This window comes from Shewanella sp. ISTPL2 (assembly GCF_013283205.1).
Taxonomy (GTDB): Bacteria; Pseudomonadota; Gammaproteobacteria; order Enterobacterales; family Shewanellaceae; genus Shewanella; species Shewanella oncorhynchi.
On sequence record NZ_JAAPAV010000001.1, the window covers coordinates 1,636,984 to 1,650,091 of the forward strand.

The following is a 13,108-nucleotide window of genomic DNA, read 5'->3' on the forward strand; positions in this document are numbered from 1 at the left end:
GCACTTTAAAAAAAAGGCCTCGAAGTCTTCGAGGCCTTAGTGTTACTTATACCTAATTACTTGTTTGACAAGCTATAAACATAAGCTGTAATGACGTGAACTTTCTCTTCACCTAGAACGTCTTTCCACGCTGGCATCACACCTGCGCGACCATGTTTAATGGTCTCTTCGATCATGCCACGGCTACCGCCATATAACCAAACATCGTCAGTTAAGTTAGGAGCACCCATAAACTTGTTGCCTTTAGCGTCCATACCATGACACGCAAAACAACCTTTCATGAATGAGCCTTGACCTTGGGCAGCGAGTTTCTCGTCATGCTCACGACCAGACAATTTAACAACGTATTCAGCTAAACCAGCAATCTCGCTATCTTCGATTGGCAAACCACCTTTGGGTGGCATCATGCCATGACGACCTGCCATGATAGTGGTCTTAATCGTGGCTAATTCACCACCATATAACCAGTCACCATCGGTAAGATTAGGGAAGCCTTTGCTACCACGTGCATCAGAACCATGGCACTGAGCGCAGTTTTGCAGGAACAAACGGCCACCCACTTTCAACGCTTCTTGGTTTTTCACTAATTCTTCTAGTGGTGTTGCCAAGTAAGCCGCGAAGATTGGGCCATATTTTTCATCAGCGTGTTTTACTTCTTGATCATACTGAACATAAAGACCTTCTTTTGCTGCTAGCTCAATCGCTGCGGCAGAATCGGCTTTAATGCCATGCTCTGTACCGATACTCTGGTTAGAACTCGTCCAGCCTAATAAGCCTTTGTAGTTACCTAAACCAGGAAATAGTGCCAAATAGATCAAGCCAAACACGATAGTGATATAGAACATATAACTCCACCATTTTGGCAGTGGGTTATTGAGTTCTTCAATACCGTCGAAACTGTGACCCATGGATTCGCCTTCTTTTACGTCAGTGGTGTTCTTAGAACACACACGCAGTAATAGAAAACAACCCGCGATCACGACTAACGAGAGTACAGTAATCCAAACACTCCAGAAGCTACTCATCACTTATTCTCTCCTGAGTCCTTCGATACCTTGTTGACTTCCTCATCGGAAAACACAAGGTTAGCTGCTTCATCAAATGATTTTTGACGACGCGAGCTATATGCCCAAGCAAATATACCGACGAAGGTCAGCATCACAATGATGGTTAAAATGCCTTGTAATGTGCCGTAATCCATATATTGCCTCCTTATTTGAGTGCGTGACCCAAAGACTGAAGATATGCAATCAAGGCGTCCATTTCTGTCTTACCTGCAACAGCCTGCTGTGCGCCTGCGATTTCTTCATCGGTATAAAGATCATTACCTTTGTAACCGCCTTTATGCAGGTTACGTAGTATAGTCATCTTGTCACCCGTTAGTTTGCCGTCTAACTTGTTTTCGGCTAACCATGGGAACCCTGGCATATTCGATTGAGGAACTACAGCACGAGGATCGATTAAGTGAACTTCATGCCATTTATCGCTATAACGACCGCCAACACGTGCAAGATCAGGACCCGTACGCTTAGAACCCCATTGGAATGGATGATCCCAAACTGATTCGCCCGCGACAGAGTAGTGACCATAACGTTCAGTTTCTGCACGTAAAGGACGGATCATCTGGCTGTGACAGTTATAACAACCTTCACGAACATAAATGTCACGACCTTCAATTTGCAGGGCAGTGTATGGCTTTAAACCTTCAACTGGCTCAGTCGTATCTTTTTGAAAAATCAACGGTGTGATTTCAACGAGACTACCGAAGCTGATAGCGATAACGGTAAAAATCGCTAACAAACCGATGTTTTTTTCAACTATCTCATGATTAAATTTCATCGAGTTTGCTCCTTTAAGCCGCTGTTGGTTCAGCCAATGCTGGCAATGAATCTTTAGAGGCTTTCACAGTACGGATCACGTTATATGCCATGATCAGCATACCGGTCAGGAAGAAACAACCGCCAAGGAAACGTACAAAGTAGAAAGGATAAGAAGCTTCCAGACTTTCAACAAAGCTATAAGTCAAAGTACCGTCAGCATTCACTGCGCGCCACATCAGACCTTGCATTACACCTGAAATCCACATAGAGACGATGTAAAGCACAGTACCAATAGTCGCTAACCAGAAATGGACGTTAATTAACTTGATGCTGTACATACGGCCGTGACCGAACAATACAGGGATCAAGTGATACAGAGAACCGATTGACACCATCGCAACCCAGCCTAGCGCGCCGGAGTGAACGTGACCGATAGTCCAGTCTGTATAATGTGATAGTGCGTTAACTGTCTTAATTGCCATCATAGGGCCTTCGAAGGTAGACATACCGTAGAAAGACAGAGAAACAACTAAGAAACGTAACACAGGGTCAGTACGCAGTTTATGCCAAGCACCAGACAAGGTCATGATACCGTTAATCATACCGCCCCAAGAAGGTGCGAATAGGATCAGTGACATCACCATACCTAAAGACTGAGTCCAGTCAGGTAAAGCTGTGTAATGTAAGTGGTGAGGACCAGCCCAGATATACAGTGCGATCAGTGCCCAAAAGTGGACAATAGAAAGACGGTAAGAGTACACAGGACGACCTGCTTGCTTAGGTACGAAGTAATACATCATCCCCAAGAAGCCTGCGGTTAATAAGAAACCTACAGCGTTGTGACCATACCACCACTGCACCATAGCATCGACAGCGCCGCTATACAGAGAGTATGACTTGAACAGACTGACTGGTACTGCCATAGAGTTAACTATGTGTAGTACGGCAACGGTAATAATAAAGGCACCAAAGAACCAGTTCGCCACATAAATATGCGAAGTTGTTCGTTTGATAATAGTACCGAAGAACACGATAGCGTAGGACACCCAAACGATAGTAATTGCGATATCGATAGGCCATTCTAGTTCAGCGTATTCTTTTCCTTGGGTGAAACCCATTGGTAAAGAGATAGCTGCTGACAGAATGATGGCTTGCCATCCCCAAAACGTAAATGCGGCTAACTTAGGTGCAAATAGTCGGGTTTGACAGGTGCGTTGTACGACATAATAGGATGTTGCAAAAAGGGCTGATGTACCGAACGCGAAGATCACCGCATTGGTGTGTAATGGTCGCAAGCGACTATACGTTAACCAAGGAGTGTCAAAGTTCAGCTGAGGCCAGATTAACTGAGCCGCAATTAATACGCCGACTGACATACCAACAATACCCCACAAAACTGTGGTTAAGGCAAATTGGCGGACAATGGCGTAATTGTAATCAGCGCCTGTTGGCTGGGAATGGTTCATCATAATGCTTCCACTGCTTATTACTTTTACTTTTAGTAAAGACAAGCTTTACCTGTTATAAATGACATAAAACTCAGCCTCCCTATTAAGGTTGCTGAGTGATGTCAATGCGTTACCCTGCATATTTTTGCTCAAATATGAGGTTTCGCAATGATACTTGAGCCATATCAAAAAAGATACCAAAGAAGGGGTGTGGAAAGTTGATCTAGATCAACCTACGCCATAGAATGTTAACATATTGCATCATAAGGTTAATCTTTGTGCTAACTCGTCTGAGCCCCTATTTATTTATTGCATTATTTAGCTTCAATCTCACAGCTTGTAAGGAAGATGCAAAGCAAGTCACACTTAAAAGCAGTCTTGATCCTTCACTTTGCCAATTTTCTAAGGGGGATTGTGTTAAAAAAGTTGGGGATGTTGAGCTCACTTTTCGCTTGTCACCAGCGAGTGCACCAAGCGAAAAGCCATTGACATTACAGTTGTTATCTTCCATGCCAATTTCTAATGTGCAAATCCGCTTAGAAGGAAGAGACATGTTTATGGGCGTTATTCCTGTAAATGTGAAGCAAACTGACAAAATGACTTATATCGGTCAGTTAGTCTACGGTTCTTGTAGTAGTGGCTACATGGTTTGGCGTGGCTTTGTTAGTTTTAGCGTTAATGGTGAAACTAAAACGGCTGTTTTTGATTTTCTCGCAGATGACAATGGTTAAAACTGCCTTGATATATCTTTGAAAGTGCTTGATATGGCTTTCTAAACATCAAGACCATCAACTGGGCATATTACAGATTAGTGATCCTTCCAGTTTTCTTTTACTTTGACAAAAATGTCTACATTTTCAATAAAGAGCTGTAATAAGTGAGGATCGAAGTGTGTTGCCGCCCCTTTACGCATTTCAGCTAAAACCTCTTCTAAAGGCCAAGCTGTTTTATAACAGCGAGCATGGGAAAGAGCATCAAACACATCTGCGATTGCCACAATCCGCGAGAAAATGTGAATTTCGTCTTGTTTTAGATTTGCAGGATAACCAGAACCATCATATTTTTCATGATGTTGCAGTGCAATAATTGATGCGGCCTTTAGTATTGGTCGCTCAGAATTTGCAAGAATTTGATGGCCAATCATAGGGTGCTGACGCATAACTTTCCATTCTTCGTCATCTAATTTGCCGGGTTTAAGTAGGACAGCATCGGGGATCGCAATTTTACCTATGTCATGCATTGGTGAGGCACGGCGCAGTAAATCGGCTTCGTATTCACTTAAACCGGCTAGTAATGCTAATTGAGAACAATACTCCGCCATACGTTTCACATGATTGGCAGCTTCTTTCGAGCGGCTTTCAACAACATCACCTAAACGTAAAATAAGCTCTGATTGTGTATCTTCCACCTCCTGATTGAGCAGCAAATTTTCAAAAGCTATGCCCACGTTGATGGCAAAAATATCAATGAGTTTCTTATCAAGATCATCAATTCTATCAATACCATCCATATAAAGTAGATTGATTAAACCGCCTTTGGTGGGAAAGTAACCGATAAAACAATTGTCTTCATAAAGGCACCGCTGTTGGGTGAGCGCACTGCGCAGTAGACGATCAATATGTTCAGGTAGTTGCGTAATGTGGGATTTATTCGCAAATTGGCCAGTACCTGCAAGGATTTCTATATTGACAGGTTCAACATGACCACTAATTGCATCAATCGCATTACAAGTCAGCAGTAGCGTTTCTGAATCGAGATTAAGTAGAGTGGCCACTTGAGTCAGTAGCCCATCGGCGAATTTATGTAGGGTGCGCAGTTCAAATAATCCTGAGGTGGCTTCTAGTACTCTTTCTAAGCCCTTACGGTGATTTATTTGGGTGCGCCTTGCTTGCTCGATTTCCATGATATCGCGATAAGAGCGAAGGGCTGAGTAGACGCTAGTCATCAGTTTACGGGAATCCAGTTCAGCTTTTGCTTTGTAATCATTGATATCGTAATTGACGATAACGTCTTCTTCAGGTGCTTGCCCTGGCTGGCCTGTACGTAAGATCAATCGAGTGGTTTTATTCAATAATTCTTCACGGATCCACTTTACTAGTTCTAACCCCGCATGGTCACTTTCCATGACAACATCAATAAAGGCAATGGCGATGTCATGTTCTTGATTGAGTAATTCTTTTGCTTGTTCGGCACTATAAGCATTAATAAAGGTGAGGGCACGGCCATCAAGTTTAAAGCGGGAGAGGGCAAGCTTAGTGACGGTATGAACATCAGGTTCATCATCGACCACTAATACCTTCCAAGGAATACCAGACTCTGTTGTCTCGGTAGACTTTTTACCGGAAAAAAGAGGGTTTTTCTTTGCAAGATCAATCAGCATCCGATACCTCATTCAAGTAAAAATAATGATCACATAATCAGTGTAGTAGACACATTTCAAAGCGGTGCAAAATCTTGCATAAAATAGCGAGGTGAGTGGCAATCCTTAAATTACATTGTTGATAACGATTCTCATTTGTGTATTCTGTTACTATCAAACAATGATAGGGAGGGAAAGGGCATGACTAATCGAATTAACTTATCAATTTCAGCGCATAAATTGGCACAGCTAATACATGATGGACACATCTGCGCATCTGACTTCACGTGCTTAGATAGCCAATCGAAACAGCAAGTGTGGCAGCTATGCTTGATCTGCTGCAAAAAGCGTATTACTTGTCAGCAATGTTCATTTTCAAGTTGCACTAAAAATCTGACATATCTTGATGCCGATAAATAACATTATCGGCATTTGCGTTTAAGTATTATCATACAAGAAACTCTTATAATTCAGATGTAATATGCAACTTCCTCCAGTAATCCCGTTATTTGACTCATTTGAATTCATACAAGTTGGCAATAGTATTGTTAACCAATATATCACCCAAATTAGCATGAAAAAGGTGGTTGATGCGGGCTTAGTCATCGAGCATGCCAGTGATTGGCTATTTGAGCAAAAGCATAACGAAAACAACTATAAAGCTTATCGCAGTGAACTCACTACGTTTCTGCATTGGTGTTTTGATGTGGTTTCAATGTCTCCCATTCAAGTTACGCGCAAAGACATGAGTCGTTACGTTGATTATTGCCAAGCACCGCCGATAGCACTGATCGGTTATTTTAATGTGCCACAGTTTAAGTACGATAAACTGCATGATGAACGGGTTCCAAACTCGCAATGGCGACCATTTGTCGGCAAAAAACAACTCGGGCAAATCCAGCCTTATGTGTTAAGCGATAATGCGTTAAAAACAAAAATGGCCATTTTGTCTTCGTTTTATTCGTATCTGACAAGTGAAGAATATTGTGAGCGGAATCCTGCTCAAATCTGGCTTAATCACAGTCGATTTGCAGCAAACAGGCAATATCAGCGTCAAAGTCATGAAGATGAAAATAGTCTCGCATTCACTGAATTACAGTGGTCATATATTATGGCGACCGTTACTGGACTAGCAGAAGAATTTCCTGAGTTACATCAAAGAAGTTTATTCCTCATTACATTGATTTATTGCTGTTATTTACGCGTTTCAGATGTGTCTGCACGTGCGGGTTATTCGCCGGTGATGAACCAGTTTAAACGTAATCAGCAAACGGGCATCTGGAGTTTTCATATTCCGTTGAGTAAAGGTGGTAAAAGACGCAGCGTTGCGATTTCAAAAGCTTTGCTCGATGCGTTAGTCAAATATCGTCAGTTTTTAGGATTAACGGATTATCCAGGACCAAACGAAAATCATCCTTTGTTTGTACGGCACAAAGCTGCTGGACGCGGCCGAGATGTTGGTATCCTCAATGCCAATCTAGGCATTCGTCATGTTCGCGACGAAATTCAAAAAATAATTAATCTGGCTGCAGAACGTATAGAAATCGATGGCTTTACACAAGATGCGGCGCAGATGCGCAAACTAACTGCCCACAATATTCGTCACACTGGCATTACGCACGATATCAATATCAACCGCAGACCGTTATCCCATGTACAAGCCGACGCTGGCCACGAAAGTATCGACACTACATCGCAATATTTGCACACTAGCCAAATTGAACGTCATGAAAGTGCGTTCAACAAACCAATCGATCATTTGAAAGGTATAGAGTGATTAGATACAATGCTGCGCACAATATATATTATGTTAAATATTCTCTATATTGCTTGAAATCGTCGTATTTTTATTGTGGCTTGTCATTCCAAATGAGTTTTGTGTCATTTCGTGAGTCTGATTTTTGTTTTTATATATCAATACCATAAGTAACTCCGTCAAAAAACTTGCTCCATTATAGTGCAAAACTGTTCATCCAGAGCGCATTAAACTTTGTGTTTGCTGCTTTTTAACAAAGTGCATCTCACACGCAGCTATGCGAACACTTTTGAAGTATAGATGACGTGTTAGAAATGAATTTTATGAAACAATGTCCCAATCAAATTATGTTGCTCCATTAGAATGATTACTTACAATAATTCATAGGTTTACCAAGCTTAATTGAAATTGGTTCGTAGCTATATTTCCACTGCTAAATCTTACCGATTAATTTGTTGTAATGTTGATGACGTGATTTATCAACATAGGAGTCGCTCGAACACATCACCAGTTCCACTTGACTGTATCTTAAACAATTTAATCGTCGCTACGTGAATGCTTTGGTATATTGGACTCGCAAACTAGCCAGAAACACCTAGCAACGCGCTTATGCTTGTCAAAAAAGTCACAATAAAATACTAAGATGTTGCCGATTTTGAGCCGCTATGGACATAAATATGTCATTTTCAGGAGTTTTTATAGATATCGAGTGAAGCGCCCTAACCTTCTTTTGTCGGATAGACGGCACCTGTTACCAAGTGCCGCCCTCCTAAGAACCGTACGTGCAACTTTCACTGCATACGGCTCAAGCCTCCACTAAGGCGTATTCTGTTACCCAGCACCCTACATAGCAGCTGTAGTGCTCAACTAAATTTGGCCACAACAGTTTATCAGCAAGTGTAGTGATGTATAAATTTTTCATTTCTACTTTAAGGTAAAACCATAAATTTCGAATTTAAGCTTAAAAAAAACAGAGCATTGAAATTCAACTTTGTATGGTTCTAGTTACCTCATGTAACCAAGTTACACCTCTAAATAGCCTATTCTCTGCATCAACGGGAATAACATTGATCCGGTCACGAAACTGAAGTGATATTCTTAGGCGCTTAATAAGGCGCCTTTTCTGTTCTTCAGCTGTGCCATCAGTTTCTAGGCACACCCAATATAAGGACTTTTCTTTTTCCTCAATCAATTTGCGGAATAATCCATTGATATGACTGTCGTCTATGTTAAATCCATAGCCTACGACAACTATGGCTTCACATTCCGAATATTGGTCAAATAGACCCACGTATCGTCTGGACATGTCTACCGAAGTAAGAGGCTTTAGTCCACTTTGGGTCAGGACAAAAGGCACATAAATTTGGTCTTTGGGAACATCTTCTGGACTGACACCGGATATCACAGAGTTCTTATAGGGGTTGTAGTAATCAGTTACGCCACCATTCAGGTGCTGAACTGGAGGGATATCGAAGTTCAAATTCTCTGAGATTTTTTCAACAAGATTGTTGTAGTTAGATGTGCCAATCGCACCGATTTCGATTCCTAATTCTTTGCATTTTTCCAAATCATGGTAATAACCAGTATCAGGTAGCTCACCTACACTCTCTAATTGCTGCACGATGTATTCGCGAGTCGAGCGCAAGAATATGACCATTTTGGAAAACTTTGCCCATTCTGTGCGCGGGGAAAAAAGATATCTAAAATGGCTGTCAATCAAAGACTGATAGTCAAGCACAGTCGTAAAAATGTTCTCTAGTACTTGCTGCGATATCGCAGATAACAGATCGCATACATTACAGGCAGGTAAATCATATTCCTTATGTTTCTCCAGCAGCAGCTCTAAAGCGGTCAGTCCAGCCCGACTAAACTCGAGTTTGAACATTCCGGTTACGTCATCAAATATTGGGATATCATCTGGAGCTGTCTCAAAGAGCTCCTGATTTAACCTTTGAACAAGATCTTGCCCATGCGCACCAACTAGAAGTTGTAGTGTAGTGGCACACTAATTTTGGCCACCTAAATAGAGGTGATATTATTACCTCGTAGATGACTTTAGGTGAAAACATGAGATCGACAACCAGAAAAACATTTAGTGCTGAATTCAAACTTGAAGCAGCCCAATTAGTCCTCGATAAAAACCATAGCATCATCGAAGCTGCAAAGGCGATGAACGTAGGTAAGTCCACTATGGATAAATGGGTGAGACAGTTAAAACTAGAACGCCAGGGTGGCACACCAAAAGCATCTCCGATTACCCCTGAACAAATTGAAATCCGTGAGCTGAAGAAGCAAATAGCTCGTCTTGAGGAGCACAATCTTATCCTAAAAAAGGCTACCGCTCTCTTGATGTCAGACTCGATGAACAATTTACGCTAATCAGCGCACTCAAGCAGAGCCACTCTATTCTCACAATTTGTAATGCATTCAAAGTGCATCGAAGTAGCTATAAGTATTGGCTAAAAAGAAAAGAACATATTGATACAGACTTTACTATTTTATGCAGTGAAGTGAAGGCCGCACATCGTATTAGTCATGGCTCTGCCGGTGCGCGAACGATAGCGCAATTAGTGACTAACAAAGGGATTGGTCTCAGTCGTTATCGAGCCCGTAATCTAATGAAAAAACTTGGGTTATTAAGCTGTCAGCAGCCTAAGCATTCTTATAGGAAAGCGACACAAGAGCATGTTGCAATCCCCAATACGCTTAATCGACAGTTTGCAGTAACTCAACCAGATCAAGTGTGGTGTGGCGACGTGACGTATGTTTGGGTCGGTAATCGCTGGGCCTATCTAGCCGTTGTTTTAGACTTATTTTCCCGCAAACCTGTTGGATGGGCTTTGTCATTATCACCAGATAGTGCGCTGACCTGTAAAGCTTTGAAAATGGCATTTGAGTTAAGGGGTAAGCCTGAGAATGTGATATATCACAGCGATCAAGGTTCGCATTACACAAGCTTGAAATTCAGACAATTAATATGGCGTCTTCAGATTGAGCAAAGTATGAGTCGCCGCGGGAATTGTTGGGATAACGCACCAATGGAGCGTTTCTTTAGAAGTTTGAAATCTGAGTGGATACCTGCCAGTGGTTATGGGAATTTTACAGAAGCAGATAAAGAGATCACAAATTACATCACTGGATATTACAGTGAGACCAGACCCCATCAATATAATGGTGGGTTAACGCCAAATGAGTCAGAACGTTTATATTGGAATGACTCTAAAACCGTGGCCAATTTTACTTGACCACTACAATATAAGCTATTTTGTATTGAATCCCAGTCAGAAGATTGCTTAGCGAGCATAACCTTTAGCTGATAGAAGAAAGCGATTTCGCTCGAAACATCTGAAATTAACTCTTCGAAAGCAAGGTCTTCTGATTCATATTTACTACCAAGGTAAGAAAATATTAATTTATCATAACCCATTAATTTTATATGGTTTAGTTCAAAGTTTGAAGACATGCTTGGAGTGGTATCCTCGTTCTCACTTAAGAAAAAATCAGCGTGAAATGGAGAAGGGCCCACATAGTCAAGTTGTAGGACCTTTCCGGTTGAGTCGAACTCTCGCTTTAAGTATTCCCTAACTATTTGAATTGCGGTAGAAGGTGAAGAGTTTTCACCAGCTCCGATAAGCTCTATAACGGTAAAAGGTCCATACCAATCATGTTTAAACACTATTCTGAAGTGTTCAGTTTCGGTATGAATATAGTTTTGATCTTCATTAATTACTTCCGCTTGTATTCTTCGAGGTAGGTAAAGATTAAATGAGAGCTCAAAAAATGGAATATGTGGATGGCAAGGGTCACCATCATTCATATGAGTACTTTCTGAGATGCTGATCTTTTCGTCTTTTACATCTTTATCAAAGTCGAGTTCAACATCGCTAACATTAGAAAGTCTTTCTAAAGATGCTCTAACTTCGTCAATATACTCTTGGACTGTAATTTCTTCTTCTACACCGCCCTTAAAAGAAAAGTGTAGGCAGCCAATGCCAAATGCCTTCATACATAGTCCTGTTCGATTGGTGTTATAACGTCTTAGTATTTATACGCTGTGCTGTTTGCAAAGCATAAATCGTTTGTTGGACTTGGCAGCTACCACATCCATGTAAATTGTTATAAATGATGCTATAGGAATTTGCTTTTTTGCGGTAGCAGTTTTTATACAGTTTGGCAGGTAATTACTTGATATCGTTTTAGCTTTATCATTCTTTCTGGTTCACTTTTCTCTGCGAAGTTGCTGTGAGCCATTGGAGTAAATCGTTCGAAAGATGGTACAGGCACAAATCTCTGGGGATTAATAGCTCGCACAGTGGTTACAGAAGTTCACGTTCCCCCACGACTTTGATTCATCTCGTCCGACAGGCCGCATAAACTCCAAATGTGAAACCCATCGCTAAAACTTTACAGATCCCTGATTTCGCAATCACAACCCAAAATGTCGCATTACGCGACAACAAAAAAGCCACTGTGGTCAGTGGCTTTTATCCTAAAAATCAAAATCTAAGCGATTCGGCTTACTCTATATTTGGCTCTTCGCTGTAATCGATACCGTGGTAGCTCAGGCAAGTGTCGACTTCGTTGCTGCTGCCTAGGATGACGGCAACACGTTGGTGAATTTGAGTTGGTTGAATATCTAAAATGGTTTCATAACCCGTTGAGGCTTTGCCGCCAGCTTGTTCGACTAAGAAGGCCATTGGGTTGGCTTCGTACATCAAGCGCAGTTTGTACGGTTTTTTAGGATCTTTATTGTCGGTTGGGTAAGTGAAAATACCGCCACGGGATAGCACGCGGTGTACATCGCCGACCATGGCCGCGATCCAGCGCATGTTGAATGATTTCTCGCGTGGGCCAATTTTACCGAGCAGTAAATCGGCAATATAGGTCTGCATTGGCGCTTCCCAAAAACGCTGGTTCGACATATTAATGGCAAATTCGGCGGTGTCTGCGCTAATGCTCATGGCGGCGTTAGTCAGTAAAAACTCATTGGTTTCTGGGTGCAAAGTAAACAGTTGCACGCCTTGGCCTGTGGTTAATGCCAGCATGGTCGATGGACCATAAAGTACATAACCTGCGGCTAATTGCGCACGGCCAGATTGTAAAAAGCTGGTTTCAGTCAACTCGCCAGCAGAGGCGGGCAGGATAGAGAAAATCGTGCCGACTAACGAGTTGATATCAATATTAGATGAGCCATCAAGTGGATCGAAACACACCAGATATTGACCATTTTGGCTGACTTCAACCACATGATCTTCTTCTTCCGACGCTAAACCGCGCACTGTACCGTCAGCTTTTAATGCATCTTTGAGCATGTCGTTGGTGATGATATCCAGTTTTTTCTGGGTTTCACCTTGGACGTTTTCTTGCTCAGTCGCGCCTAACACGCCTGCAAGCGCACCGTGGCGAACGGCATGGCTAATGGCTTTTGAGGTGTCGGCTAAGGTTAAAATTAGGTGGGAGAGGGAGTCGTTCACTGCCTGTGAGGTCAGGTGCTGGGCCAGAGTCTGCATGTTATGTCCTTTAGAGGTTCAACAATGAGGTCAATTTCGTTATTTGCCGCGAATGATAACTCAGTTAGTCGACAATTTCAGCGATGTTGCTGATGCTTTTAGCGAATATTAGGGCTTTTTGGGATTATTTGGATTGGGCTTGGCGCAAGGGCCTAATTTGTATCGGCATATTGCATGCTCTTTCTATTTATAGGCGGCCTCTGGCACAATGTCGG

At 42.0% G+C, this 13,108-nt stretch carries 12 protein-coding genes; 4 read left to right on the top strand and 8 right to left on the bottom strand.

The window, feature by feature from the left end; genetic code table 11:
* Positions 1 to 56: 56 nt before the first annotated feature.
* Genes ccoP through ccoN form a run of 4 tightly spaced genes read right to left on the bottom strand, consistent with a single transcriptional unit; the run spans position 57 to position 3,289 of the window.
* Positions 57 to 1,025, bottom strand: coding sequence for a cytochrome-c oxidase, cbb3-type subunit III (gene ccoP / locus HUB64_RS07355; protein WP_028759967.1), 969 nt, complete (start codon positions 1,023 to 1,025; stop codon positions 57 to 59).
* A complete protein-coding gene (locus HUB64_RS07360; protein ID WP_028759966.1) occupies positions 1,025 to 1,201 on the bottom strand; it encodes a CcoQ/FixQ family Cbb3-type cytochrome c oxidase assembly chaperone in 177 nt (58 codons plus the stop codon). Before HUB64_RS07360 ends, ccoP begins: the two co-directional genes overlap by 1 nt.
* An 11-nt stretch (positions 1,202 to 1,212) precedes the next feature.
* Positions 1,213 to 1,839, bottom strand: coding sequence for a cytochrome-c oxidase, cbb3-type subunit II (gene ccoO, locus HUB64_RS07365; RefSeq protein WP_028759965.1), 627 nt, complete (start codon positions 1,837 to 1,839; stop codon positions 1,213 to 1,215).
* Positions 1,840 to 1,852: 13 nt separating this feature from the next.
* On the bottom strand, positions 1,853 to 3,289 hold the full coding sequence (gene ccoN, locus HUB64_RS07370; RefSeq protein WP_028759964.1) for a cytochrome-c oxidase, cbb3-type subunit I: 1,437 nt from the start codon (positions 3,287 to 3,289) through the stop codon (positions 1,853 to 1,855).
* A 257-nt stretch (positions 3,290 to 3,546) separates the two neighbouring features.
* Between ccoN and HUB64_RS07375 the strand changes: the two genes are divergently transcribed.
* On the top strand, positions 3,547 to 3,999 hold the full coding sequence (locus tag HUB64_RS07375) for a hypothetical protein (RefSeq protein ID WP_173496704.1): 453 nt from the start codon (positions 3,547 to 3,549) through the stop codon (positions 3,997 to 3,999).
* 77 nt (positions 4,000 to 4,076) lie between these two features.
* Here the strand turns inward: HUB64_RS07375 and HUB64_RS07380 are convergent, their stop codons facing one another.
* The gene (locus tag HUB64_RS07380; RefSeq protein ID WP_113940482.1) at positions 4,077 to 5,648 is read right to left on the bottom strand and encodes a DUF3369 domain-containing protein; all 1,572 of its coding nucleotides are present in this window, start codon (positions 5,646 to 5,648) and stop codon (positions 4,077 to 4,079) included.
* 180 nt (positions 5,649 to 5,828) lie between these two features.
* On the opposite strand from HUB64_RS07380, the gene HUB64_RS23150 reads away from it, so the two are divergent.
* Complete coding sequence (locus tag HUB64_RS23150) at positions 5,829 to 6,047, top strand: hypothetical protein (protein ID WP_081729032.1); 219 nt, start codon at positions 5,829 to 5,831, stop codon at positions 6,045 to 6,047.
* A gap of 61 nt (positions 6,048 to 6,108) precedes the next feature.
* Positions 6,109 to 7,404, top strand: coding sequence for a site-specific integrase (locus HUB64_RS07385; protein WP_173244903.1), 1,296 nt, complete (start codon positions 6,109 to 6,111; stop codon positions 7,402 to 7,404).
* A 964-nt stretch (positions 7,405 to 8,368) separates the two neighbouring features.
* On the opposite strand, the gene HUB64_RS07390 is transcribed toward HUB64_RS07385, so the two are convergent.
* On the bottom strand, positions 8,369 to 9,268 hold the full coding sequence (locus HUB64_RS07390) for a hypothetical protein (RefSeq protein WP_217363087.1): 900 nt from the start codon (positions 9,266 to 9,268) through the stop codon (positions 8,369 to 8,371).
* Between the two features lie 182 nt (positions 9,269 to 9,450).
* Between HUB64_RS07390 and HUB64_RS07395 the strand changes: the two genes are divergently transcribed.
* A protein-coding gene (locus tag HUB64_RS07395) for an IS3-like element ISSba5 family transposase (protein WP_173244624.1) occupies positions 9,451 to 10,628 on the top strand; the annotation gives its coding sequence in 2 pieces (ribosomal slippage) (positions 9,451 to 9,709 and positions 9,709 to 10,628; 1,179 coding nt in all).
* Here HUB64_RS07395 and HUB64_RS07400 read toward each other — a convergent pair.
* Positions 10,547 to 11,389, bottom strand: coding sequence for a hypothetical protein (locus HUB64_RS07400; RefSeq protein WP_173496705.1), 843 nt, complete (start codon positions 11,387 to 11,389; stop codon positions 10,547 to 10,549). The genes HUB64_RS07395 and HUB64_RS07400 overlap by 82 nt on opposite strands.
* 511 nt (positions 11,390 to 11,900) lie before the next feature.
* Entirely contained in the window at positions 11,901 to 12,893 is a 993-nt protein-coding gene (locus HUB64_RS07405) for a class 1 fructose-bisphosphatase (protein WP_173496706.1), read from the bottom strand.
* Between the last annotated feature and the right edge of the window lie 215 nt (positions 12,894 to 13,108).